The sequence below is a fragment of the Streptomyces prunicolor NBRC 13075 genome (assembly GCF_000367365.1).
GTDB lineage: Bacteria > Actinomycetota > Actinomycetes > Streptomycetales > Streptomycetaceae > Streptomyces > Streptomyces prunicolor.
This window is the reverse complement of sequence record NZ_BARF01000014.1, coordinates 113,813-137,622: the sequence shown is the minus strand read 5'-3', so window position 1 is coordinate 137,622 and position 23,810 is coordinate 113,813. Positions and strand designations below refer to the sequence as shown.

At 70.0% G+C, this 23,810-nt stretch carries 21 protein-coding genes; 12 read left to right on the top strand and 9 right to left on the bottom strand.

Features of this window, described 5'->3' with window-relative positions; translation table 11 throughout:
* Positions 1 to 195 precede the first annotated feature (195 nt).
* Complete coding sequence (locus SPR02S_RS06435) at positions 196 to 1,101, top strand: SDR family oxidoreductase (protein WP_019056114.1); 906 nt, start codon at positions 196 to 198, stop codon at positions 1,099 to 1,101.
* Positions 1,102 to 1,138: 37 nt separating this feature from the next.
* Here the strand turns inward: SPR02S_RS06435 and SPR02S_RS06430 are convergent, their stop codons facing one another.
* The 3 genes from SPR02S_RS06430 to SPR02S_RS06420 form a co-directional block, all read right to left on the bottom strand.
* A complete protein-coding gene (locus tag SPR02S_RS06430; RefSeq protein ID WP_019056113.1) occupies positions 1,139 to 1,837 on the bottom strand; it encodes an RNA polymerase sigma factor in 699 nt (232 codons plus the stop codon).
* A gap of 126 nt (positions 1,838 to 1,963) precedes the next feature.
* The gene (locus SPR02S_RS06425) at positions 1,964 to 3,331 is read right to left on the bottom strand and encodes a carotenoid oxygenase family protein (protein WP_019056112.1); all 1,368 of its coding nucleotides are present in this window, start codon (positions 3,329 to 3,331) and stop codon (positions 1,964 to 1,966) included.
* Between the two features lie 23 nt (positions 3,332 to 3,354).
* Positions 3,355 to 3,921: a hypothetical protein gene (locus SPR02S_RS06420; RefSeq protein WP_019056111.1), complete on the bottom strand. Its 567-nt coding sequence runs from the start codon at positions 3,919 to 3,921 to the stop codon at positions 3,355 to 3,357.
* 263 nt (positions 3,922 to 4,184) lie between these two features.
* Here SPR02S_RS06420 and SPR02S_RS06415 point away from each other — a divergent pair, with 263 nt between their 5' ends.
* The 6 genes from SPR02S_RS06415 (at position 4,185) to SPR02S_RS06385 (ending at position 10,357) form a co-directional block, all read left to right on the top strand.
* Positions 4,185 to 4,805 carry a PadR family transcriptional regulator gene (locus tag SPR02S_RS06415; RefSeq protein WP_019056110.1) on the top strand — a complete coding sequence of 207 codons (621 nt, stop codon included), beginning with the start codon at positions 4,185 to 4,187 and terminating at the stop codon, positions 4,803 to 4,805.
* Between the two features lie 353 nt (positions 4,806 to 5,158).
* Complete coding sequence (locus SPR02S_RS06405; RefSeq protein ID WP_019056108.1) at positions 5,159 to 5,530, top strand: Rossmann-fold NAD(P)-binding domain-containing protein; 372 nt, start codon at positions 5,159 to 5,161, stop codon at positions 5,528 to 5,530.
* An 81-nt stretch (positions 5,531 to 5,611) separates the two neighbouring features.
* Entirely contained in the window at positions 5,612 to 6,595 is a 984-nt protein-coding gene (locus SPR02S_RS06400) for an alpha/beta hydrolase (protein WP_019056107.1), read from the top strand.
* Between the two features lie 168 nt (positions 6,596 to 6,763).
* Positions 6,764 to 7,417, top strand: a complete 654-nt coding sequence (locus SPR02S_RS06395; protein ID WP_106436914.1) for a TetR/AcrR family transcriptional regulator C-terminal domain-containing protein — start codon at positions 6,764 to 6,766, stop codon at positions 7,415 to 7,417.
* A 373-nt stretch (positions 7,418 to 7,790) separates the two neighbouring features.
* Complete coding sequence (locus SPR02S_RS06390; RefSeq protein WP_019056105.1) at positions 7,791 to 8,525, top strand: acetate uptake transporter; 735 nt, start codon at positions 7,791 to 7,793, stop codon at positions 8,523 to 8,525.
* A 32-nt stretch (positions 8,526 to 8,557) separates the two neighbouring features.
* Positions 8,558 to 10,357, top strand: coding sequence for a CocE/NonD family hydrolase (locus SPR02S_RS06385; RefSeq protein WP_019056104.1), 1,800 nt, complete (start codon positions 8,558 to 8,560; stop codon positions 10,355 to 10,357).
* A gap of 36 nt (positions 10,358 to 10,393) precedes the next feature.
* Here the strand turns inward: SPR02S_RS06385 and SPR02S_RS06380 are convergent, their stop codons facing one another.
* Positions 10,394 to 11,080: a TetR/AcrR family transcriptional regulator gene (locus SPR02S_RS06380; RefSeq protein ID WP_026150282.1), complete on the bottom strand. Its 687-nt coding sequence runs from the start codon at positions 11,078 to 11,080 to the stop codon at positions 10,394 to 10,396.
* 158 nt (positions 11,081 to 11,238) lie between these two features.
* Between SPR02S_RS06380 and SPR02S_RS06375 the strand changes: the two genes are divergently transcribed.
* Positions 11,239 to 12,264, top strand: coding sequence for a LacI family DNA-binding transcriptional regulator (locus SPR02S_RS06375; protein ID WP_019056102.1), 1,026 nt, complete (start codon positions 11,239 to 11,241; stop codon positions 12,262 to 12,264).
* Here SPR02S_RS06375 and SPR02S_RS06370 read toward each other — a convergent pair.
* On the bottom strand, positions 12,247 to 16,182 hold the full coding sequence (locus tag SPR02S_RS06370; protein WP_019056101.1) for a glycosyl hydrolase: 3,936 nt from the start codon (positions 16,180 to 16,182) through the stop codon (positions 12,247 to 12,249). The genes SPR02S_RS06375 and SPR02S_RS06370 overlap by 18 nt on opposite strands.
* Positions 16,183 to 16,412: 230 nt before the next feature.
* Between SPR02S_RS06370 and SPR02S_RS06365 the strand changes: the two genes are divergently transcribed.
* A complete protein-coding gene (locus SPR02S_RS06365; protein ID WP_019056100.1) occupies positions 16,413 to 17,714 on the top strand; it encodes an MFS transporter in 1,302 nt (433 codons plus the stop codon).
* 58 nt (positions 17,715 to 17,772) lie between these two features.
* Positions 17,773 to 19,263, top strand: a complete 1,491-nt coding sequence (locus tag SPR02S_RS06360; RefSeq protein ID WP_019056099.1) for an L-fucose/L-arabinose isomerase family protein — start codon at positions 17,773 to 17,775, stop codon at positions 19,261 to 19,263.
* Positions 19,264 to 19,332: 69 nt separating this feature from the next.
* Here SPR02S_RS06360 and SPR02S_RS06355 read toward each other — a convergent pair whose 3' ends face one another.
* Positions 19,333 to 20,349: a carbon-nitrogen hydrolase family protein gene (locus SPR02S_RS06355; protein WP_019056098.1), complete on the bottom strand. Its 1,017-nt coding sequence runs from the start codon at positions 20,347 to 20,349 to the stop codon at positions 19,333 to 19,335.
* 253 nt (positions 20,350 to 20,602) lie between these two features.
* On the bottom strand, positions 20,603 to 20,869 hold the full coding sequence (locus tag SPR02S_RS06350) for a DUF6959 family protein (protein WP_019056097.1): 267 nt from the start codon (positions 20,867 to 20,869) through the stop codon (positions 20,603 to 20,605).
* Positions 20,870 to 20,990: 121 nt separating this feature from the next.
* Between SPR02S_RS06350 and SPR02S_RS06345 the strand changes: the two genes are divergently transcribed.
* A complete protein-coding gene (locus SPR02S_RS06345) occupies positions 20,991 to 21,575 on the top strand; it encodes a hypothetical protein (protein WP_019056096.1) in 585 nt (194 codons plus the stop codon).
* On the opposite strand, the gene SPR02S_RS55240 is transcribed toward SPR02S_RS06345, so the two are convergent.
* Positions 21,544 to 22,206, bottom strand: a complete 663-nt coding sequence (locus tag SPR02S_RS55240) for a DUF6629 family protein (protein WP_043258107.1) — start codon at positions 22,204 to 22,206, stop codon at positions 21,544 to 21,546. The genes SPR02S_RS06345 and SPR02S_RS55240 overlap by 32 nt on opposite strands.
* A gap of 275 nt (positions 22,207 to 22,481) precedes the next feature.
* On the opposite strand from SPR02S_RS55240, the gene SPR02S_RS06335 reads away from it, so the two are divergent.
* On the top strand, positions 22,482 to 22,697 hold the full coding sequence (locus tag SPR02S_RS06335) for a DUF4177 domain-containing protein (RefSeq protein WP_019056094.1): 216 nt from the start codon (positions 22,482 to 22,484) through the stop codon (positions 22,695 to 22,697).
* Positions 22,698 to 22,737: 40 nt separating this feature from the next.
* Here SPR02S_RS06335 and SPR02S_RS06330 read toward each other — a convergent pair whose 3' ends face one another.
* A complete protein-coding gene (locus SPR02S_RS06330; protein ID WP_245607506.1) occupies positions 22,738 to 23,772 on the bottom strand; it encodes a LacI family DNA-binding transcriptional regulator in 1,035 nt (344 codons plus the stop codon).
* Positions 23,773 to 23,810 lie beyond the last annotated feature (38 nt).

The window sequence follows — 23,810 nt, the reverse complement described above, 5'->3', positions numbered from 1 at the left end:
CGTACGGGTCCTGGCGCCGCTGCCGTTTCCCTCCGGATCAGCCACCGTCGCGCACCCACCTGAGGTCATGCCTGTCGCGCATCGCCCTATGCGACACAGGACTTGGACACCCGCGCGGACCCTTCCTAGCGTGGTCCGTGAGCCCGTCGACTGCTGTCGCCGGGTCGACCCGAACCGACCTGGGGGATCTCCACTGTGCGTGTTTTCGTCGCGGGCGCGACCGGTTACATCGGATCCGCGGTCGTCCGCGAACTCCTCGACGCGGGGCACCAGGTGCTCGGCCTCGCCCGCTCGGACCCGGCCGCCGACGCCCTGACGCGATCCGGTGTCGCCGTGCACCGCGGTGACCTCGACGACGCCGACAGCCTCCGCGCCGGAGCCGTCACGGCGGACGGCGTCGTCTACGCCGCGAACCAGCACATCTCCGAGACCACCGACCCGGCCGCACGCGCGAAGGCCGAACTGCACGCGGTGGAAGCGATCGGCACGGAGTTGGCCGGCACGGGCAAACCCTTCGTGGTCACGTCGGGGGTCATCGGCCGCACACCGGGCCGCCTGCTCACCGAAGAGACCCCCTCCCTCGCCAACCCCGTCACGGCTCTACGGCTCCAGGTGGAGCTGTCCGTCCTCTCCATGGGCGAGCGCGGCGTGCGGTCGTCCTCGGTGCGGCTGGCCCCGACCGTGCACGGCCCGGGGGACGCCCGCGGATTCATCTCGACGCTCATCGGCGTCGCCCGTACGACGGGTGTGTCCGCCTTCGTCGGTGACGGGTCGAACCGGTGGCCCTCGGTGCACCGACGCGACGCGGCGACCCTGTACCGGCTGGCCCTGGAATCCGCCCCGGCCGGTACGCCCCTGCACGCGGTCGCCGAGGAAGGGGTGCCGTTCCGGGACATCGCGCGGGCCATCGGCCGCCAGTTGAAGGTCCCGGCCGTCAGCCTCACCCCCGAGGAGGCGAGCCGGCACTTCGTAGGCTTCCTCGCTCCCCTGGTCGCGCTCGACAACCCCGCGTCGAGCGCACTGACGCGGCAGCGCACGGGATGGCGACCGACGCACCCCGCGCTGGTCCCGGACATCGAAGAGGGCCACTATTTCGGGTAGTTGAGCTGTTTCGGGTAGCTCAGGCATTTCGGGGAGTTCAGCGCAGGACGCCGATCCGGTCCGGTGTGAGATCAGGGCTTGGTCGAGGACCCTTCTGTGCCGCCGCTGCCAGCAGTTCGCGCGCCTCGATCCGGCTGGCGCGGACGCGTTGTTCGGCATCGCCGTGCGGGGCGTCCGCCGTGGCCGCGAGGGCTGCCGCCAACTTGACCCGGCCCTGGCTCAGTCGGCTGCGTACCGTGCCGACCGGAATCCCGCAGACCTCCGCGATCCGTTCGTACGAGGTGACCCCGGTGGCGAAGTGACGCAGCACCAACGGCATGCGCAACGCCGGCGAGAGCTCTTCCAGCGCCGCCCAGACCCAGTCGCGCAGCGCGTTGCGTTCGAGCCACTGTTCCGGCCCCAAATGCGTTGATCTCAGCGGCAGTTCATCAACCGGCTGGACCACCCCCGCCTCCCGCAGCACCAGCCGGGCGGCGTTGCGCACGATCATCCGCAGCCATGCGCCCACGGCCTCCGGATCACGTACGTCCCCGATCCGCAGCAGCGCTGTCAGCGCCGCGTCCTGCATCACGTCGTCGGCGTCCGCGCCCGGGCCGAGAATGCTCACCGCCACGGCGCGCATCCCCGCCCGGTGCCGCTCCAACAGCAGGACCAGCGCGGCGACTTCACCCGCCTGGGCCGCTCGCGTCAGTGACGCGTCCTCCGTGCGTGCCGCCCCCGCGACATCGCCCATCATGAGTTCCCTTCGGCACCTGGTTCCGGCCGGCCGTTGAGGGCACCCTGGCGAGCGCCGTCCTCCGAACCCGAGTGTTCGGGCTCGGAGGACGGCTCACCGTTCACCGGTTCGACAGGGTGCGGTCCGTCAGGCGTCCGCCAGCCAACTGCCGTGGAATCCGGCGGGCACCCGGCGGGGCAGGTGGATGGTGGCCACCGGCTCCCGGGTGAGGTTGTCGGCGTCGAGGACGACCAGGTCGCTGCGGTCGGTCGAGGCGTCGTAGACGTAGGTCATCAGCCAGCCGGGGCCACCGGGTTGATCGTCGGCGGGGGCGAAGGCCGCCTCGCCCGGGAAGCGTCCGGGCGCGAAGTAGTGGCTGGCGACGCTCGACTTGCGCAGGTCGTACCGGTGGATCGCGGCACGCGACTCGTTCGGGTCGTACTGCGCGAGTTCCGGAACGGGTGCCGCGGTGGCGTGACCGAAGTCCGCGGGCAGGCCCGCGAGTCGGTCGTCGATGCGGGGGAACTCCCCCGGGTGGTCGTCGAGTTGCTCCTCGGCGATGGCCCCGGTGGTGAGGTCGATCGTCCACCGCCACAGGTGTGCCGCCGTCTCCACGGTGACACCGTCGCGCAGGGAGGGGTAGCGCATGCCCAGCAGGACCAGACGCCGACCCTCGTTCTCCTCATAGGAGTTGAGGGTGTGGAACACGTAACAGGGGTCGATGTCGAACCAGCGGATGTCGCCGTACGGGTCGTCCCTGCGCAGTACGCCGAGCCTGGCTCCATAGGTGTCGGACCAGACGTACGGCATACCTCCGTCCGGATCCATGGCCCGCTCGATACTGAACACGGCGGGCAGGTCCATGAAGACGACATGGTTCCTGGTGAGGTAGAAGTCGTGCATCATCGTGTGCGCCGGCACGTCGATCGGCCGGCTGACGGTCAACTCGCCGTCGGCGTCGGCACGGTGATACGTGAGGTACGGCGCCGACAGCCCGCCGTATCCGTAGAAGTGCAACTCCCCTGTGACCGGGCAGGCCTTGGGGTGGGCGGTCATCGGGGTGCGCAGGCGGCCGTCGAAGTCGTAGGGCCCCACGGTGTCGAGTTCGCGGCCGGGCGCGCAGCTCAACTCCTGTGGGAAGGACGTCTCGACGAGGGCGAGGGTGCGGCCCGCGTGCCGTATGACGTGGGTGTTGGCGACGCCTGCGGCAAGGTTCATCTCGCCGTCGCGGCCGTAGACCTGGACGCCCGTTTCGAGGGTGGGGGTGCGGACCCAGCGGTTGCGGTACGAGGTGGCCCTGCCGGCGTCGAGGTGGACGCCGTGCACCATCCCGTCGCCGGTGAACCAGTGGGCCGAGGCGGCCTCGTGCGGGTTGGGGCCGTTGCACAGATACCAGCCGGTGAGTTCCGGCGGGATCGCTCCGGTCACCGCGAGTTCGGTGACAGTGATCTCGTCGGGGACCGGGGCGAAGTTGCCCGCCAGGTGCGGAGGCGGTGGGGTCTTGTCCGTACTCATGGGGAAGTCCTTGGGTTGGCTGGTCAGGCTTGCGCCGCTTGCATGGCTTCGAGGCGCGCCTGGACACGCTTGGGGTAGATCGAGGTGAAGGCCGCGGGGGCGACCAGGCCGACGACGTGGGCGGTGATGCCGACCCAGGCGGGGGCGTCGGTCGCGTTGCTGATGGCCAGGACGACGGCGATGAACGTGAACCCGGATCCCCAGGCGGCCGTGATGTGGTTGTTGACGGCGAGGAAACCCGGGGTGTCCCAGTACTCCTCGGGCGCCTGCCGACGGGCGATCCCGAGCGTGAACGGGCTGCGGAGCGCCATGCTGCCCCAGGCCGTACCGGCGAGCCAGACGAACGAGATGACGTCGCTGTGGTGCTGGACGGACGAGTCGGGTGAACTGAAGGCGATCGCCCCGATGATGACGAAGTAGATGATGGTGCTGATCTCCAGCACCATCGCGTCCATCGCCACTCCCCTGCGCCGGTCCTGGAGAAGCAGCAGGACCCCGACGACGACGCCGGCCACCGCGCCCCACCGCCAGTCGACGGCGGAGACGAAGCCTGCCGCGATCCATGGGTAGAAACCGCGCAAATAGCCCATGATTCCCACGTTGAACTTCCTCGCAACTCGATGTTCCAACTTTGACCGGTGGAAGCTAGATGCTCCGGAATCAACATGTCAAGAATGGAATATTGAACGAAAGTCCACCGCGGCGGCACCCCCAGAGACCCGGACAGCCCCTACCTGCGCAAACCCTTACGGCCGCGCTCGACCTCCACGCGACCCCTTCCCGGACGCACAGAATCCGCATGGGTAGTTTTCGACCTGTCAATATTGGAGTGACAGGCGTTAGGCTTGCCTGCATGAGCCTTCGCAACGCCCTCCTGGGCCTCCTCGTCTTCCGCCCCGGCAGTGGCTACGACCTGCTGAAAATGTTCGACACCTCGCTCGGCTACGTCTGGCCCGCCAAGCAGAGCCAGATCTACGGCGAGCTGACCAAGCTGGACGCGACCGGCCTGATCAAGGTCACGGAGGAGGGCCCACGGGGACGCAAGCAGTACTCACTCACCCCCGAAGGGCACGCGGAGACCCTGCGCTGGCTCTCCGAGACCCGGGAGAGCAGGCCGCTGCGCAACCCGATGCTTCTGCAGACCTTCTTCCTCGGACTCCTCCCGCGCGAGGAAGCGGTGCAGCGACTCCTCGACCACGCAGAGACCTCGGCGAAGGAGCACGACACCCTGGTCTCCCTCCGGGACACGGAGGAGTGGGACAAGGACATGCTCACCGTGTGCGGCAGGCTCGTCCTGGAACACGGCATCCGGCAGCGGGTGTTGGAGCAGGAGTGGGCCCACTGGGCCGCCGAGCAGCTCCGCTCGGGACACGCCGAGGGACCCGGCACCACGGGTACCGAGACCGCAGACGCCGACACCACGGGCCCCGGCGTCGTCGCGGACTCCACCGATCAGGCACACTCCGGGCGTTGAGAGGCACCTGCCGGCACCTGCCCTCGCCCGCGGACCACGGCTCCCCGCACTCGCCCACCCCAAGGATGATCTCGCTCCGTTGACACGGTAACGCCGTTAACGTTACCTTCGGCGATAACGCCGTTAACACGTGTGGGGCACACCCTTCAGTGAAGCGAGGCCGGCCATGGGGCGACTCAAGGTATTGATCTCCGGGGCGAATTCGGCCTCTCCTTCGTGGACGGCCAAGGTCGTCCGAGGGGAGCGCTCCGCGCCGACCAGTTCGGCGGTGACGGACCGGTCGCGGAGATCGAGACGCTGTTCGGCCCGGAGACCGACCACCTGCACCACATAGTCACGGCGCCACGATCGCCATGGTCGGCGGGTACGTCCTCGCCGGCGAACTGGCGGGCACACGCGAGGACATCACGGGTGCGTTCACCCGGTACGAGCGGAAACGGCGCCCGTGGATCAGGCAGATCCAGCGGTCGGCTCCCGACTCCGGGAAGACGATGACACCCCGGACCGCACACGGCATCGCGTTCCGCAACAACCTCGTCCGGCCGGCAAGTCACGTTCCCGACAAGGACGTTCCGATCCGGAGCCGGATCAACAGGTCGAACGCGTTCACGCTCAGCGTGGAAGCGGCGCTCCGTGCCCTCGAGCCGACCGCGATCAACGCCACGGCACGCCAGGGCCATCCAACTCCGTCCGCGAGCACCGCCGTTGGCGTCGCGACGCTCTGACGCGACGGCACTGGGGACCACCCCCGCGAGCACCGCCCTCCTCCCCTCCTGTCCACGACCGCCCGCACGGAGAGAGAAGCCATGCCTCTGACACCGCCCCCGTTCGACCCCGAACTCGCCACCGTCCTCGACTCGTTGAAGGAGGTGCTCACGCCCGGCCTGACGCTGGAGGAGATCGACGGCCTCCGCGACGGTCCGGCGGTGGCCGCGCTCGCCGACATCGACTTCACGATGGACGGCGCCTTCGACATCGAGCACCGCACCGTACCCGGGCCCGAGGACGCCCCGAACATCCCGCTCCTCATCTGCCGCCCCACCAAGCCGGCCCCCGCGCACCCTCGCCCGGTCATCTACTACGTGCACGGTGGCGGCATGGTGATCGGCGACAACAGGTCAGGCGTGACCGTGCCGTTGGGCTGGGCGCGGGAACTGGACGCGGTCGTCGTGTCCGTGGGGTACCGGCTGGCCCCGGAGCATCCGCGTCCGGCGCCGATCGAGGACGTGTACGCCGGGCTCCTCTGGACGGCGGAACACGCGGGAGAACTGGGCGCGGACACCGAGCGGATCGTGATCGCGGGGACCAGCGCGGGCGGTGGACTCGCCGCGGCGCTCGCCCTGCTCGCCCGCGACCGCCAAGGCCCGCGCATCATCGGCCAGTTACTGATGTGCCCCATGCTGGACGACCGCAACGACTCCTCGTCCGGCCACCAGATGACCGGCGTCGGCATCTGGGACCGTACGGCCAACGAGACCGGCTGGACCGCGCTGCTCGGCGCATCGCGCGGTGGCGCGGACGTGTCCCCTTATGCCGCGCCCGCCCGCGCCGAGAACCTCGCGGGCCTTCCGCCCGCCTTCCTGGACGTCGGCAGCGCCGAGACCTTCCGCGACGAGGTCGTCAGCCATGCCGACCGGATCTGGCAGGCCGGCGGCACGGCCGAACTGCACGTCTGGCCCGGCGGCTTCCACAGTTTCGCCGGCTTCGCTCCGCAGGCACGACTGTCCCGGTCGGCCCTAGCCGCCCAACTGGACTGGCTGCGCAGGCTGTTGGGAGAGAGCGAGGGCTGATCACCTCACACCGTTCGGGGCCGGTCCGCGCTCCACACCCGTCGGAGCGACACGACCGGTCCCGCTCCCCCACTCCTCATCGGATACCGTCTGGATCTTCCGTCGCGGCTCCCCTCTTCGGGACTCCCCTCTTCAGGCCTCCCCAAAGGGGGCGATAACATCGTTACCATGCCTCTGGGTCATGACGCCTCGTCCCCCGCGCCGGCGAGCCCCCCGCCGCCCGCGACCCGCGCCCGCGCGCTGGTGACCGCCGCGCTCCGGATCGTCGACGACGGCGGACTGGAGGCGCTCACCATGCGTCGGCTGGCGGACGCCAACAAGCTCCAACTGCCCGCCATCTACCGCGTGTTCAGCAACAAGCAGGCCCTCCTGGACGAGATGGCCGAGGCGATCCTGGCCAAGGCCTTGCCGGACAGCCGCGAGAGCGACTGGGAGGCCGAGGTCGCCCTCCTCGCCAGACAGCTGCGGCAGGCCCTGCTGGCACAGCGCGAGGGAGCCAGGATCGTCGGCGGCAGCTACGCCGCGAAACGCCACAGCCTCACGCTCGCCGAGCGCCTCGTCGGCGTCATGCAACGCGCGGGATTCAACGGCGTGGCCGCGCTCTGGGCCACGTCCACCGTCTTCTGCTACGTCCTCGGGGAAGCCCTGGAGCAGCAGGGCCTCACCGACGACGCGCGCGACAGGCTCCCGATCCCGGACGCGAGCGAGACGTATCCGCAACTGTTCTCCACCCCCGTCGAGAAGATCCTCGACTTCGACGACCGCTTCGAGTTCGGACTCGGGCTCATCCTCGGCGGCCTCCGCGGGCAGCTCGCCCAGTAGGACCGCCCCTCGTTTCGAGGCTCCCCACCCTCGTTTCGGAGAATATATCTCCACTTTCTTCGGCCCGGGAAGCCCCGCGACTCACCCCTCCCGAACGATCACCCACCACCCGCCCGGCCACTCGGGGCGGCACCTCAGACACCCATCCCCACCAGGGACGATGTCCGAGATCCGCGCCCCGAGGGCACACCCCTGAAACCGCCCACGCGCCGCGTTCGACCAGCCGACAGTCGCCGCTCAGGCGGCATCCAGGCCGTTTTCCACTTCGGTTCGATCCCTTGACAGCCCCAACCGGCCTTCCCAAACTACCGACCATTCGGTAGACGGCCCGGCCGAGCGCCCCGCTGTCGACATTCCAGAAGGGTTGATCACCATGACCGAAGTGTCGCTTCACGATGCCCAGAGCCCACCGGTCCCGACAGTCACCACCACATCCCACATCGGTCACGCGACAGCCGTGGGGGCGGCCGGATTCGCGTGGTGCTCACTCATCCTGGGCCTGCACACCGCCGGGATCATCGACGCGGCCGACGGCACGATCATCCTGGCGGGGACCTTCTTCTACGGCGGCCTCGTCCAACTCGTCGCGGGCTTCTTCGCGTTGGCGTCCGGCGCGACCTTCGCGGCGGCGTTTCTGACGGCGTACGGGGCGTTCTGGCTCGGCTACACCGTCATCGAGTTCTGGGCGGCACCCCACATCGCGGGAGCGGCGACTGCCGCGGCGAAGGCAGGCGGGGCGTCGGCGGAGGCCTCGGCCGCCGCGGGCGGACACGCCGTGATGCAGTCGCTGGGGCTGTTCCTCATCGGCTGGCTGGTCGTCACGCTGGTGTTCGGCATCGCGAGTCTGGGCACGAACGCGGTGATCGTGAGCGCGTTCTCCCTGCTGACGCTGACGATCGTGCTGCTGGTCACCGCCTACCTGGGCGCTTCGAGCGCGGGGGTGCCGAACGATTCGGTGCTCAAGACCGCCGGTTACGTCGAGATCGTGCTGGCCGCCGTCGCGTTCTATCTGGTCCTGGCGGAGCTGACCAACGACATCCGCGGGCGTGCCGTGCTCCCGCTCTTCGCCCTGAACCGCGCCCCGCAGGCCGCCGCGCAGGCGGCGTGACGCGGAACCCCCCACCCGTCCCAAGGAGCCGCATGAAAACGCCCAAGGCAGCAGACCCCCGGATCAAGCTGCCGCACAGATTCTCCGTACTGAGCAGCGCCTCCGCGGTGCTCCTTCTCGTGGCCGCAGGCCAGACGACGGCCACCGCCCTCCCCGCGCACGCCACCAACTGGACGCCACCTGCGGCGAGTTACGCGGCGAGCGCGCCCGTCCACACCACCGTCACCATGGACGACGGCGTGAAGATCGCCGTCGAGGTCGTCTATCCGACCGACCCGAGCACCGGCGCCCGCGCGTCGGGCCCGTTCCCCGTGCTCCTGACCCAGAATCCCTACGGCGCCCAGCGCTCCGACCCCACCGACAGCGGCACCTACTTCGTGCAGCGGGGCTACATCTACGTGGCGTCCGCGGTGCGCGGCACCGGTGACTCCGGCGGGCAGGTCGACTGGTTCGGGGACCGGCAGGGCAAGGACGGAGCCGACCTCGTCGACTGGGCGGCCCACACGCTGTCGGGCTCCAACGGCAAGGTGGGGCTGGACGGTTGCTCCTACCTCGGGGTCGACCAGTGGTTCACGGCGGCGGCCGTGGGCAAGAGCTCCGCGCTGAAGGCCATCACACCGTTCTGCACCGACTCGGACTTCTACAACGACCTCACGGGCAACGGCGGTATCCCGACTCCCTTCGTGGCCGGCATCGCCCAGGCCGAGCCGCGCGGCCCCGAGGACGACCCCGCCACCGACCCGCAGTCGGTGACCATCGCCCAACAGGCATCGGGCGGTTCACGCTCGTACAACGATGCCTACTGGCAGTCCCTGAACGTCCAGAAGAAACTCGTGCCGAAGATCGTGGGCAACAACATTCCGGCACTGACCGAGGCCGGCTGGAACGACCTCTTCCCCGGCGGGAACCTCGGCGCCTACGTGTCCGCCCAAAACGCCTACTATCACCGGCCGTTGACCGACCCGATCTCGTCGGACGACCCCGTCACCGGCCGCTATCAGGCGATCGTCGGACCCTGGACCCACGGCGAGCACGTCAACGAGGCGACGCTGCAGGGCATCCGCCTGGAGTGGTTCGACACCTGGCTCAAGAACGCGCCCACCGGCATGGCGAACACATCGACTCCCTTGCACCTGTTCGAGAACGGCGCGAACACCTGGGTCGACAGCGCCGCCTGGCCCCTGTCCTCCGACGCCCGCACCTACTACCTCGGCAACGGCTCCCTCACTCCCGGCAAACCCACGGACGAGGGCAGCGACACGCTCTCCTGGAGCGCGGCGACCACGGCCAACACGCTGACCTACACCACCGCCCCACTCACCAAGGCGGCCCTGCTCAACGGCCCGACCGACGTCACCCTCTACGCCAAGTCGACGACACCGGAGACCGAACTGTCGGCCAAGCTGAGCATCGTCGCGCCGGACGGAACGGTGACCAAGCAGGCCGACGGAACCCTCCTGGGCAGCCAACGTGCCCTGGACACCGAGGAGAGCTGGTACGGCGACAACGGCACCCTGCTGAAACCCACCCACCCCTTCACCCAGGCGTCGCAGCACCCGGTGACACCCGGGCAGACGACCCGCTACGACATCTCCCTGCTGTCCAACTTCACCAAGATCCCGGCGGGTTACCGGATCCAGATCAGCATCAACAGCCAGCCCCCGGCCGACTTCCACTTCCCCGTCGCCCCGACCCCGCAGGAACTGGCGAACCTGGCCGGCGGCAGCTACACCGTCGAGCGCTCCCCGCAGGCGGCGTCCTTCGTCAACCTGCCTCTGACGACGCCGAGTTCGGCCACGCCCAGCGACACCGACTGGGGACCGTCCTCCTGAAACACGGGTGGCAGGTCTGTACGTACGGCAGACCTGCTACTCCGGTGCCGAGGCCGGCCGGACCAGACCCATCACCTGTTCCACCGTCTCGTTGCTCAAGCTCGGTGTCGTCAGCGGAAGGTTGTCGGGACGCTGCCGGATGCCGTTCAGGATGATCTCGAAGTAGCGGCGCCAGACATCGGGCCGCTTGCCCTGGGTGAACTGGCTTGCCGCACTGAGCATTTGGACGATGACGGGAATGTCGGAGGGAGTGATCTCCGCACGCAGATCCCCGCTCTCCTGCGCCCGCTTGATCAGGGCCTCCAGGAAGGGGAGCATCCCGCCCCGCACCGTCTCGATGGGCTCGGAACTGTGACTGCCCAGCATGATCACTTCTTGCAGGCCACGGTTCTCGGCGAGGTCGGCGCCCATCTCCGTCAGGAAGTCCACGAACCCCTCCCAGGGATCGGGATGAGCGAGCGCCCGCTCCGCGGACGCCTGCCGGATCCCTAGATCCTGCTCGAACAGGGCCCGCACCAGGGTCTCTTTGTCGGGGAAGCGCCGGTACACGGTCCCGACCCCGACCCCCGCGTGCCGGGCCACATCGTCGAGCGTGACCCCCAACCCGTGCCGGCCGAAGACCTCCCGCGCGGCAAGCAGAATCTTCTCCCGGTTGAGGGCGGCGTCGCGCCTCAACGGGCGGGCGCCCTCCATCGGAGCATCAACTCCGGAACCCTCAGCCATAACCCCATGTTAACCCTGGTGATCACGGCCCGGTTCGGCCAATGCACCCCCCTCTCGAACCCACCGGCGCAAAAACGTTGCAACCACCATCGGGGTACACTGACGCCGCCCATGAGAACCGCGTCGTGCCTGGTCGCACGGCTGTCACAGCGAGGGGGGTGGGCGCCATCCAGGTTCGCCCCGCCCGTATCCAGGACGTCGCCGCCGCCGCGGGGGTTTCGATGTCCACGGTGTCGAATGTCCTGAACCGGCCCGAGCGCGTCAACGCCCGCACCGCCGAGCGGGTCCGTGACGCGGTCGCCGCGCTCGACTACGTCCCGCATCCGGGAGCCGCAGGCCTGCGCACCGGCCACTCGTCCTCGATCGGCCTGGTCCTTCCCGACGTGGCCAACTCCTTCTACTCACGCATCGCACGAGGTGCCGCCGACGCCGCCTACGACCACGGCTACTCCCTGGTGCTCTGCGACAGCGGCGACGCCCCCGAGCGGGAGCAGGGCTACTTCACGATGCTGGTCGAACAGCGGGCCGTGGGCGCGGTGGTGGTGCCGCTCGGCGCCGACCCCACCCGGCTCACCCGGCTCCGCGAACGCGGCATCCCGCTGGTGCTCGCGGACCGCGCGCTGCCGGCCCAGGACGGCTGTTCCGTCTCCGTCGACGACATCGCCGGCGGCCGAGTCGCGGTGCAGCACCTCCTGGACTGCGGGGCGCGCGACATCCTCGTGGTGAACGGCGAGCGCGGCATCGTGCAGTGCGCCGACCGCTACCAGGGCGCACGGCAGGCCGTACGCACCCGGCGCGAGGCGCGGGTCCGCCAGATCGTCGCCGACGAGATGACGGTGGCGTACGGCCTGGAGATCGCCCGCGGACTCGACGAACTGCCCGACGGGGTCTTCTGCACCAACGACTTCCTCGCCGCGGGCCTGTGCCGCGGACTCGGTGAGCGGGGCGTGCGCATACCCGAGGAGGTCCAGGTCGTCGGCTACGGCGACCTCGACATCGCGAGCTTCGTCGGCACGACCCTGACGACGGTCCGGCAACCCGTCGAGGAACTCGGCAGGGCGGCCGTGGGAATGCTGCTCGACGAGGTGGAGGCCCGCGCCGAACACGCCCACGAGACAAGGGTGTTCGCACCCGACCTCGTCCTCCGGGACTCCACCCGCCCCCTCTCAGTCCCGAACCCGTAGCGTCACCGGCCCCAGCAACCCCGACGGAAGTTGCGACGGGAACGCCCAGGCGGTCGGGGTGGCCTCGGCGAGATAGGGCGCCAGGGTGTTGTTGACGGTCACGTCCAGCCGCACCAACCGCCCTGCGGCACCCGGGAGTTCGAAACGGTACGGCGGACAGAACGCCTCGCCGACACACTCCCCGTCGAGCACGACCGACACACTGCCCCGCACCCGCCCCAGATCCAGCACCGGGTCCGCCCCGGCCGGAACCTCCACCTCCCGCGAGTACGTCACCCCACCACTCCAACCGCCCAACCCCAACAACTGCCAGTCCCCCAGCGGCAGTTGCGCCGCCACTGCGCGGACCCGCACCGGCCCGCGCCAGGCGGAGCCGCCCCGAAGTACGGCCGTGGGTGCGGTGACGACCTCGATCTCCGTCGGCTCCGGGAGCGGCTGCTCCAGCGTCAGGACCTGGCCCTCGAGCCGCGTCTCGGTACCGTCGCCGACCCTTACCCTCGCGGGCAACTCCAGTGGCAGGTCCAGCGATTCGGTGCCCGACGGCACGGTGAAGCGGAAGCGCTGGGCGCGTTCGCGCACGGTGTCCGTCGAACGCAGCGGCAGTACGGCGGCACCGAGCACCGGCGCCCCGGTGAGCCACTCGGTGTCCGGCAACGGGTGCGGTCGTACGGCCGCGTAGCAGTGCTGCAACTCCCCCCACCGGCCCTCATGTTCGACGGTACGGCCGCGCCACTCCCCCGTCTCCGCCTCCCAACCGGCGCCACTCACCAGGGAGTTCACCGCGCTCCCCGCGCCCGCCACGCAGTCGACGAACACCGCCTCGCGCGGATCGACGGCGTCGGCCACCACCTCCAGCACGTGTTCGCCTTCGCCGAGGGCGAGTTGATGCCGGAAGAACATCGGTACCGCGCCCCAGTCGGACTCGTAGTACTCCACCTTCTCCTGGCGCGCGACGACCTCGCCGTCGAGCAGCACAGTCACGCCAACTGCCGCACCGACGACAAGTACCGCCTGGCCAGAGGCATGGAGCCGCCCTCGATAGGTCACGCCGCCGAACGGTCGTACGTCCTCGGGCAGGCACATGAACTGCGGGCGCGGCCCGAACGCGTCCGGGCGGGTCAGGCAGAAGTAGCTGCCCAACGGCGTGTCGGCCTTGCCGGAGATCAGCAACGGCCTGGCCTGAGTCTCGCCCAGTTCGTATTCGAGGACGTTGCGGGTCCGTCCGATCTCCACGCGGGCGGTGGCGAGATACCCGGTATCGGTGTCCAGCCGCTCGCCGTTCCACCACACCCGCTTGGCGGACGCGCCACCGATGTGCAGATCGGCGGGACCGCGATGGTCCGTCTCCACGATCGAGCGGACCCGGGCGACCGTTCCCGGCCCGGGCACGGGGACACGGACGAACTCCTCTGCCACCAGGCCCTTGTTGCCGAGCAGACCGTCCGGATCCGGGATGCCCCGGCTCGACGAGTACAGCGAACAGCGCCATCCCAAGTCCGGGGTGACCAGGGGTAGTTCACCGGCCAGGACCCGTTCGACGAAGGTCTCGTCCAGCGGATCGGGGGCCTGCGCGGACGGCACCGGAGAAAGCACGCGGACCCGGTTGCCGTAGGTCGCCCGCGTCTGCTCCCAGTTCGCGTCGGGACCGTCCGTCTCGGCCCAACTCATCGTCCAGATCTGCGGCTCGGCGACGGATGAGCCGGCAGGCAGCGCCAGGTCGCCCCAGGTGTTGTCCATGGTGGGGACCAGGCGACCCTCCCAGCCGCGTGAGAGGTCGATCGCCCGCTCCGCCACGGGTGTTGGTGCGTCCGCCGGGTGTGTCTGGGGGGTGCCTTCGCGCCATACGACAAGGACGGCGGGGGCGCCCTCCAGTGGTACCTCGATGGTCGATCGGCCGTCGGCGACGGTGACTTGGGCCGGGCGGCGGGCGCCGGTCGCCGGGTTCCAGATCTCGGCCTCGGTGACCGGGGCGTGCACGGTGACGGTCGATTGGCGGGCGTAACGCGCGGGGTCCGCCTCGTGGTTGGCGTCTCCCGGCAGCGTCCGCGCGTCGGGGAAGGCACCCGTCACCAGGGCGACCGCCTCAACTCCCCTTCTCCTGACGAGTAGTGGCACCTCACCGGTCGCGTGACCGGCGAGATCGGCCACCGACACCGCTCCTGCCTCGGCATCGCTCACCCGCTCCAGTCGCGGGTCCTTCAGCAGTGCCGCCACGACATTGTCGTCACCGGCCTGCCCGGCCGCCGTAGCGGGCGGACGGCCTACGACCACCACCCGGCCGCCCGCGTCGAGGAGTTGGGTCAGTCGGCGTGCCGTCTCCTCCTCCAGGACGCTCGCCGAGGGCAGCAGCACCGCGCGGTACGCCAAGTCCGTGACGCGCAGGGCCCCTTCGGCGGCCGTGGCGCGCTGCACAGAGGCGTCGTCGATGACGTCGAAGGAGATGCGGTGGCGGTCCAGCGTGCCGATGCGGGGCCGGAACCAGTTGTTGGTGCCGACCAGGTCCAGGTAGTGCTCCTGTGTCTCGTCGACGTCGGCATGGTCCTCGCCGAGGCGGCCGTCGCCGAAGTGTTTGACGGGGACGTCGAGCGGGATGAGGGACTGCATGGTGGCGGTGGGGTGCAGGACCGCGACGCCGGCGCTGTAGGTGCCCCAGGACATGATCGAGCAGATCCGGGCGACGGCACGGGAGAACGCCGGGTACTGCTGCCAGTAGGGCTGGCGCCAGTCGGTGGAGGGCGGTGCCCATTCGAACCAGCCGCCCGCGGTACCGAAGTAACTGGCGTGCGGGTTGTACAGGTTGGCGCCACTGCGCAGGAACGGCAGGAGCCAGTCGTAGGTGTCCGCCAGGGTGCCGCCCCAGCCGGAGGAGTGGAACGCCTCGATCCAGACGCGCTCGTGGCCGTAGAGATGGGCCATGGAGGAGTGGACTTTGGAGTCGCCCTCGTGGTCGCTTCCGGCGGCGCCGTACCAGCGGTGGGTGCGGAAGTAGTCGGTGTAGATCTGTGTCGACTGGGCCGGGAAGCCCGCCCGCGCGGGGTTGCTCTGGTCGGCTCCGATGAGCATGCCGCGTTCGTCGTGCCACGCGGCGAGGGGCTTGAAGAGGGACTCTTCGGTGAGTTCGGCGCGGACCGCGTAGTAGTCGGCGCGGATCTTCGCCGCGCGGGCCGTCACCGGGCCGAACAGAGCGGGCAGATGGTCGAGGAGGTCGTAGCCGCGACGTGCACGGAACTCGTCGGGGAAGCGGTGGCTCCAGGAGTTCGTGCCGGGCAACTCGTCCTGGAAACTGCCTGCGATGACGTTGCCCAGGTACTCGGGGACACGCCGGTCGTACTCGTGGTGGACGGCGTCCAGGAGCAGGCCCACGGCGTGCGGGTCCAGGTAGTCGAAGGCCGTGGAGACGGCGACGACGAGCCGTACCTCTGTCCCATCGGCGGCCGGGATGTCGGGAGCCGCGGGTAGGCGGCGGCCCGCCAAGTCGTAGGCGGCCACCAGGGTTTCGGCTCCGCGCAGGGCGACCGTGCCGCCGGCGACGATGGCCCTCCGGGAGCGCAGGGCGCGGCCCGTCGCTTCCGGGTGACGGCGAGTGACGGCGCCCTGGACGTTGGCGCCCGAGAAGCCGATCTGGTCGTAGAACCACAGGCATGTGCCCAGGTCCCGGGCGATCCGGCAGGCGTCGGTGAAGCGGTCCCACCACTCCTCGCCGAACCACGGCGGGTCGTCGGTCCGGGCGCCGAAGGCCGGGCCGGCCGGGGCCAGGTTGATGACGACGAGGTTGTGCACGCCGCCGTCCGCGAACCGGCGCAACTGCCAGGCGAGTTGCTCGCGGGTGACCTTGGCGCCGGACCACCACCACAGCGGGGTGGGGCCGAAGTCCCGGGGCGGGGCGTCGAAAAGCTGCTGCAACGCGGGTGAGATCACGGTGTTGGTCCTTCCGGGTGCGGCTCGGTCACCCTCACGGATCAAAAAACGTTTTACGTCGGCTCTGTTGTCCGCCACCTGCGATGTTGGCACCGGATCCGAAGCGCGGGAAGGAGGCCGACCGGTCTTGGGCCGGATGCGTGACGGATACGTGCAAGAGGGCTTGTTGGAACGTTTTTTGAACCCTATATTCACTGCGACCCCGGCCCAGAGCCGCGAGGAGCCGCATCATGATCCGATTCTCGTCTGCACCGGAACACGCGGAACAACCGCCCATCCCGAAGCACCTGTGGAAGGTCGCGGCCCTCTCGGGCATGGCCTCCTATCTCGACGCCGCGCTCATCGTCAGCATCGCCGTCAACCTGGCGATCTACCGCGACCACTACGACATGGGCGTGTGGATGGCCGGGGCGATCAGCGCGATCGTCACCGGCTGCATCGCCGTCGGCTCCCTCGTCGGCGGCCGGCTCGCGGACATGTTCGGGCGCCGCCGCGTCTACAACCTGGACATCCTCTGCTACGCGATCGGCGCGGTCGTCATCACCCTCGCCCCGAACGACATCGTCCTCTTCGTCGGCGTGCTCGTCGCGGGACTGGCCGCAGGCGCCGACCTGCCGACGTCCCTGGCCGTCGTCTCGGACGCCGCACCCCCCGACGGCCGGGCGCGTCTCGTGTCGTTCACCCAGGTCATGTGGGTGGCGGGCATCGTCGTCGTGATCTTCCTCGGCTACGTCCTGTCGGACACCGGCATGGTCGGGGCGCGGTTCATCACCGGCCATCTGATCGTCGCCGCGCTGGTCACCTTCCTGCTCCGCGCCCGACTGGAGCTGGCCGAGCCGTCCGAGGCGGCACAGCAGGAGGAGGCGGCAGCACTGGCCGCGCCGCGCGGCATCGAGCTCAAGAACGTGTGGAACCGTGCCGCGCTGCTGCCGATGGCCGCGACCTTCGTCTACTACGTCACCTGGGGTATCGGCGCCAACACCTTCGGCCAGTTCGGCACCTACCTGCTCGTCACGGTCAGCGGTGCCTCGCAGAGCCTGGCCACCGGGATCAACCTGGCGTTCCTGCCGATCGCGTTGGTCCTGACCTTCGTCTTCGTCCGCATCGCCGACACTCCCTGGCGCGACCGGCTGTTCTACGTCTTCACGGTCGTGCAGGTCGTGGCCTTCTGCATCGCCTCCCTCACGGCCGGTGCCCTGGTCGGCATGCTCGTCTTCTTCGTGCTGTACCAGATCTCCAACCCCTTTGCGGGGGAGGCCAGTTACAAGGTGTGGTCGCAGCTCACGCTGCCCCCGGACACCCGCGGCACCACCCAGGGCCTCACCTACGCCCTGTCGCGCGGGGTCTTCGCGGGCGTCGCGTTCGTCACGCCCGCGCTGATGGACTACAGCGCGTCGCTCCTGCTGTGGCTGATCACGCTCTGCATGGCGGCGTCGGGGGTCGCGGGTGTGTACGTCATCCATGTCCTCATCCGGCGTTCCCCGGAGACCGCGGTCGCCCCGGCGCCGGGGCTGGGCGTGGCCCGGACCTGATGCGGCACCGGACACCGGAAGGAAAAGCACACACCGCGCACCCGAAGGAACACCGCTCATGGCAACGACCGAACCCGCGACCGTGACCACCGACCCCACGACCGTGACCGCGGAACGCGCCGCCGCGCTACGGGAGTTGCTTCCCCCGGTGCCCCGCCGCCGTACCCGGATCGGACTCGTGGCGGGTGGTCTCGGCGCCTACTGGCCCCAATTCCCGGACCTTCTCCCGCAGTTGAAGGAGTCGTCCGCGTATGTCGCCGAGCGCTTCCAGCGGATGGACGCGGAGGTGACCGACGTCGGCTTCATCTCCGACGCCCAGGAAGGAGCGGTCGCGGCGGAGCAACTCCGGCGCGCGGACTGCGACTTGATCGTGCTGTTCCTGACGACGTATCTGACCTCGTCGATGGTGCTGCCGATCGCCCAGCGTTCGCACACCCCGGTCCTGGTCATCGACCTCCAGCCGTCCGAGCGGATGGACCACGCCTCCTTCGACACGGGCGCCTGGCTCGCGTACTGCGGGCAGTGCCCGGTGCCCGAGGTCGGCAATGTCTTCCGGCGGGCCGGTATCCCCTTCCGGTCGGTGTCGGGCTGGCTGCGTCAGGAGTCGGCGTGGCGACGGATCGAGGAGTGGATCCGGGCCGCGCATGTGCGCGCCGCGCTCCGCCATGCCCGGCACGGTCTGATGGGGCATCTGTATCCGGGCATGCTCGATGTGTCGACCGATCTGACGCTGCTCCCGGCGACGTTCGGCTCGCATGTCGAGGTGCTGGAGTTCGACGATCTGCGGCATCGGGTGGAGAAGGTGAGCGAGGCCGAGACCCGGGAGCGCACGGCGCTGGCCCGGCGGATCTTCGCCGTGGACGACAGCGTGGTGGACGAGGACTTCGCGTGGGGGGCGACGGTGTCGGTCGCCCTGGACCGGCTCGTCGAGGACTTCGGCCTCGAGACGCTCGCCTACTACCACCGAGGGCTCGACGGCGAGCTGCACGAACGGCTCGGCGCCGGCATGATCCTGGGCGCCTCCCTGCTCACTGCCCGGGGCGTGCCGGCCGCCGGTGAGTACGAACTCCGCACCAGCCTGGCCCAGTTGGCGACGCAGAGCATCGGCGCCGGGGGTTCGTTCACCGAGATCCAGGCCCTCGACTTCGAGGCCGGCGTGGTGGAGATGGGCCACGACGGACCCGCGCACCTCGCGGTCAGCTCCCGTGACCCGCTGCTGCGCGGCCTGGGCGTCTATCACGGCAAGCGCGGCTGGGGCGTCAGCGTGGAGTTCGATGTCCAGCACGGTCCCGTCACCCTCCTCGGGCTCGGCCAGGACGGTGACGGCACCCTGTCGTTCATCACCTCCGAGGGCACCGTCGTACCCGGACCGCATCTCGCGATCGGCAACACCACCAGCCGCGTCGACTTCGGGCGCGACCCCGGCGAGTGGGTCGACGCGTGGAGCGCGACGGGCGTGGGCCACCACTGGTCCCTCGCCCTCGGTCACCACACGGCCGACTTCCGGGCCGCGGCGAGTCTGCTGGGCATCCAACACCGGGATGTATGAGCGCAGTTGTCCTCTGCCGGCGGGTGCCGGGCGCATGCATGCACACGCGCCCGACACCCGTGTCGTAGGTCAGAAGAGACTTCGGTCGTCGCTCCGCGGATCCCGGACGACGTGCGGTTCGTAAAGTCCGGCGCGGGCCGTGCGCCGCCAGGGCCGGGCCATGGAGACGGCGACCTCCACGTCACTCGACGTGGTGTCGAGGTCGACGACGGTCACCGAGGCCATGCCGTCCCGGGGCCCCTGGGCAAGCCACTCTCCGTCGGGGCCGACCACCCCGGACGGCACGGCCCCGCTGTGTTGTGCGGGTGAGGCGAAGCTGACCCAGTAGCTGTTGGCGGACGCGTGCCCTTGTGCCTCGGTCGCGAACAGTCTGGTGTCGTGGGGCGACACCGCGCCGGTCGTGGAGAAGAGGACACAGTCGACGTCCAGCCGCTCGTACTCGATGAACACCTCGGGAAAGTGGGCCTCCATACCGAGCGCGCACCCGAACCGCATGCCGTCGACCTCGAAGGCCACGGGCTTCGTGCCGGGGGCGTACATGTACGAGATCTTGGTGTGCGACAGCATGCGCTCGTCGTAGCGCGTCGCCACCTCGCCCCGGTCGGAGATCACGTAGAGGCTGTTGTGCGGACGGTGGGGCGGGGTGAGCCGGTGGACGGAGCCCAGTACGATCCACAGCCGCAGTTCACGTGCCAACTCCGCCGTCGCGTTCAGTTCCTGCCGCAGTACGTCCCATGCGAAGCGGTCCCAGTCGGCCGGTCCGACCTCGTCGGGGCCGTTGACGCTCATGAGGCGCTTGTGGGGAAAGCAGGTGGCTCCCTCCGGGAAGTGCACGAGCCTGGCGCCGGCCTGATGCGCTTCGCGCATCAGGCTGCGCAGGTCGGCTCCGCTCGCGCTCAACTCGGTGGCGTCGCGCGGGTCTTCGCGGATGACGGTCTGGGCCACGGCCAGCCGCATCCGCTTGCCTTCCGCTACCGCCCCGCCGGTGGGAGCCGGGCGGAAGTGCCGGAGCGAGGCCGTGTAGGACTCGCCGGTCTTGGCGGCGCGCGCCCGCACCCTGCGTTTGAAGTTTCTGTTCGCTGTCATTCCTGGCCTTCCACGTCCCGCGCGGAATCCCCCAGCGACCACGCACAAGACGGCAGACCATGGAACGACCCGAGACAGTGAGCCCCTTTGCCTCCGACCAGGACCGTGCTGGGGACGGTCGGGGGAGGTTCGGCGTCGGGCCACGCCACAGCCGATGATGCCTTGGCCGCGTTACACCGTCAACCAGGCCCGGAGGCCCCCGGAAAGCCGACTTCGCCAGGAACAGCCCGCGGGTCGGACCTCAGTTCGGACCTCAATAGGGCCGCTGGATCTGGTGGTTCTCCAACGCGACGGAGTAGCGGTTCAGCAGCGCGTCGAGGCCCGCCAGCAGCAGGCCCGCGGACTCCCCCGCGTCGGCCAGGTCACCGCGCTCACAGGCCTCCACCACCTCGGCCACATCGCTGCGGAGGATGTGCAGGGAGTCGCCCTGGATCAGCACACCGGGGAACCGGCGACCGGGCAGCCGGACCACGGCATCGTTCCCACCGTCAGTGAACAGTTCTGCGTCTATGCGCTCCATGGGGCCATCCAACCCGACGTCACCGGTCGGCATCAACGGCGTTACGCGGAAGCGGTTTCCACTCGACGCGCCCCGCCCTCCTGAGAGATCCTCGTCGCCGACCGCACCGAGGAGAAACCCCTTGCTCACCGAGTACCAGCAGCGGCTGCGCGACCGCTGCCTCGCCGCCCCCGTCATGCCCGCTCCGGAGCCCTGGCACCCCATGCTCGACAACAGCACCCCCATCGGCGGGCTGCTCGGCATCGGTTTCGCCACCGATCCCGGCACCGGGCACGATCTCGTGATGGTCGTCTCGACCGACGGTCACGGTCTCTTCGACGCGTCCACCGGCGAGAAGATCGCCCGCGACCGGGACCCCGATCCCGAGACCGGCACGCCCGACGGCCACCCGGATCTCGTCTGCCCCGGCCTCGGTCCGATCGCGGGCGCCCCGGTACGGATAGCCGGCCTCTTCGGCGGCGGCCTCCACACGACCGCTCCCGACGGTTGGACCATGGACGTCGTGAGCCCCGAGTGGCCCCACCACCGGGTGCTCCTCTCGACGGACGGCGGGCTCTACAAGGGACAGGCAGGAGAGACGTGGTGGCACATCTTCAATGCCCACTACTCGGAGCTGCGCGCCGCCGGCTTCTCGCCCTCCGGGCGGACCCTCGCCGTCGCCACGAGCAGCGACCTCAGCCTGTGGACCCGCCGCGACGCGCACTGACGTACGGCCGCTTCTCCGGCTCCCGGTCGCGGCCGTTCACCCAGAAGAACAGCACCACCGAAGACACCGCGGCGACCGCGCACCACGTCGATACGAACTCCAGCTCCCACAGCGTCCAGCACACCAGCGCGCCGGCCGTGACCAGGATCCCCAGCACCACCAGCCCGCGCTCACCGGACAGCAGCAGCGAGCCGATCGTGGCCACGAGGTAGCCCGCGATGACCAGTTGGGCGTACGGAAGGTCCACGACGTAGCCGAGGGTGTGACCGCGGATCTCGGCCGTCACGGGGTGTACGGCCAGCGCGTGGGCGAGGGCCGCCGCGGTCACCGCGCCGACCGCGACCAGTACGCCGACCCGGGTCCGGGCCCGTCGTGGGGCCGCGCACCACACGCCGACCGGGACCCACACCGCGAGCAGCGGCATGGCGATGGCGGCCCAGGCGAGGGTTGCCGGTCCCGAGCCCCCGTCGGCAGCCCACACCGCCGACTCCACGATCTGATGGGCACCGAGCAGCAACGGCAGTGCGGCCATCGGGAGATCGGTCCGCCTGCGCGCCCGCACAACACAGGCCACTCCTACGGCGGCGACCGCCGCGCCCGCCACGAGGTCGGCCCTCGCACTCCAGCACATGGCACCTCCACGGGATCCGTCCGCGTCCACCGGGTCACCGGCCACGCTACGTCTCCGTCCCTCCCCGCCCCGGGTGACACGACGGCCGCAGCGTGCCGTCATGACCTGCCCGCGAGCACGTCCCCGACACCCGAGCCGGACAACACGCCGCTCCTCAGGCCCAGTTGGCAGCCGTGCCACGAAACCACCCCCGGCCTGCGCGGGAACGTCCCCCCGTGATTGGCTGACCCCGCCCAACCGCACACCGTGCGCACGCACAGGAGGACAACGCAGCCATGAGCAACGCCTACACGTTCGAGTACAAGGTCGTCAGCTTCCGGGAGTCGCTGATCGGCGACGCGCTGGACAGCGACAAGCTGGAGAAGGTCCTCAACAAGCACGCCGAGGACGGCTGGGGCCTCAAGGCCATCACCGCCGCCGACGTCAAGGGCCGCATAGGTCCCGGCGCGGTCGAGGGCCTGCTCCTCACCTTCGAGCGGCCTCGCGCGTAAGCATCGATGCCGTGCGCGGGACGGGGGCGGCCGGGATTCGTCAGCGCCGAGGAGTTCGAGTCGGCGAACCGGGGCCCGGGATCTCCCCCGACCCGCGCGGGATCAGCTCGGTCGGCATGACGACCCTGCGGGGCGGTGACGTGTCCCCGTGGATGCGGGCGAACAGCAGATGCGCGGCGCTCGTCGCGAGGGCGACCGGGTCCTGCGCGATGACCGTGACCGGCGGCGTCAACTGCGCGGCCAGCGCGAAGTCGTCGAAGGCGATGAACGCGACGCCGGCGGGCAGCACGGCCCGCACGCCGAACGCGAGGACTTCGTTGCCCGCGAGTACGGCCGTGGGCGGCTCCGGTGCGCAGAGGATCGCGGTGACGGCCCGGGCCGCGTCGGCGCCTGACCTCAAACCGTGCCGGACGAGCGCCGGATCGGCGTCGATGCCCGCGGCGTCCAGGGCAGCCAGATAGCCGCGGTGCCGTTCGCCGAAGGTCCAGATCTGCCGCTTGTCACCGAGGTAGCCGATACGCCGGTGCCCGTGCGCGATCAGGTGGCCCACGGCCTGCCGTACCGCGCCGAAGTTGTCCACCACCACGGTGTCCACGTCCAGCCCGGGCGCCGCCCGGTCCACGCACACGATCTTAGTACCCCGCGTCTGCGCCGAGCGCAGGAAGCGCTGGTCGCCCGCGACCGGGGTGAGGATCAGGCCGTCGACGCGGCGTGCGGTGAAGGCCGCGATGACCTCGCGTTCGCGGTGCGGGTCGGCGCGGCTGGAGCCGATGAGGACCATGTTGCCGCGCCGGTGGGCGATGTCCTCGGTGGCCGAGGCGACGGCGGCCATGAAGGGGTCGGCAACGTTGTCCACCATCAGTCCGATGGTCTGGCTCAGTCGGTCCGTACGGCGTAACTGCCGTGCCACGTCGTCGCGTTGATAGCCCAGCTTGCGGACGGCGGCCGCCACGCGGGCGGCGGTGAGGGGTGCCACGCCCGCCTCGCCGTTGACCACCCGGGACACCGTCATCACGCTGACGCCCGCTTCCGCGGCCACGTCCTTCATCCTGGGACGGCTGGGACGACTGGTCACGCCGCGTCCTCCCGAGGTCATCCAGCGCGACCGGACCG

Excerpts from the sequence above, each read along its gene's own strand:
- SPR02S_RS55240 (WP_043258107.1), bottom strand. The coding sequence starts at position 22,206 with ATGTGCTGGAGTGCGAGGGCCGACCTCGTGGCGGGCGCGGCGGTCGCC.
- SPR02S_RS06360 (WP_019056099.1), top strand. The coding sequence starts at position 17,773 with ATGGCAACGACCGAACCCGCGACCGTGACCACCGACCCCACGACCGTG.
- SPR02S_RS06400 (WP_019056107.1), top strand. The coding sequence starts at position 5,612 with ATGCCTCTGACACCGCCCCCGTTCGACCCCGAACTCGCCACCGTCCTC.
- SPR02S_RS06405 (WP_019056108.1), top strand. The coding sequence starts at position 5,159 with ATGGTCGGCGGGTACGTCCTCGCCGGCGAACTGGCGGGCACACGCGAG.
- SPR02S_RS06415 (WP_019056110.1), top strand. The coding sequence starts at position 4,185 with ATGAGCCTTCGCAACGCCCTCCTGGGCCTCCTCGTCTTCCGCCCCGGC.
- SPR02S_RS06380 (WP_026150282.1), bottom strand. The coding sequence starts at position 11,080 with ATGGCTGAGGGTTCCGGAGTTGATGCTCCGATGGAGGGCGCCCGCCCG.
- SPR02S_RS06355 (WP_019056098.1), bottom strand. The coding sequence starts at position 20,349 with ATGACAGCGAACAGAAACTTCAAACGCAGGGTGCGGGCGCGCGCCGCC.
- SPR02S_RS06350 (WP_019056097.1), bottom strand. The coding sequence starts at position 20,869 with ATGGAGCGCATAGACGCAGAACTGTTCACTGACGGTGGGAACGATGCC.
- SPR02S_RS06335 (WP_019056094.1), top strand. The coding sequence starts at position 22,482 with ATGAGCAACGCCTACACGTTCGAGTACAAGGTCGTCAGCTTCCGGGAG.
- SPR02S_RS06390 (WP_019056105.1), top strand. The coding sequence starts at position 7,791 with ATGACCGAAGTGTCGCTTCACGATGCCCAGAGCCCACCGGTCCCGACA.
- SPR02S_RS06385 (WP_019056104.1), top strand. The coding sequence starts at position 8,558 with ATGAAAACGCCCAAGGCAGCAGACCCCCGGATCAAGCTGCCGCACAGA.
- SPR02S_RS06430 (WP_019056113.1), bottom strand. The coding sequence starts at position 1,837 with ATGATGGGCGATGTCGCGGGGGCGGCACGCACGGAGGACGCGTCACTG.
- SPR02S_RS06420 (WP_019056111.1), bottom strand. The coding sequence starts at position 3,921 with ATGGGCTATTTGCGCGGTTTCTACCCATGGATCGCGGCAGGCTTCGTC.
- SPR02S_RS06365 (WP_019056100.1), top strand. The coding sequence starts at position 16,413 with ATGATCCGATTCTCGTCTGCACCGGAACACGCGGAACAACCGCCCATC.
- SPR02S_RS06395 (WP_106436914.1), top strand. The coding sequence starts at position 6,764 with ATGCCTCTGGGTCATGACGCCTCGTCCCCCGCGCCGGCGAGCCCCCCG.
- SPR02S_RS06425 (WP_019056112.1), bottom strand. The coding sequence starts at position 3,331 with ATGAGTACGGACAAGACCCCACCGCCTCCGCACCTGGCGGGCAACTTC.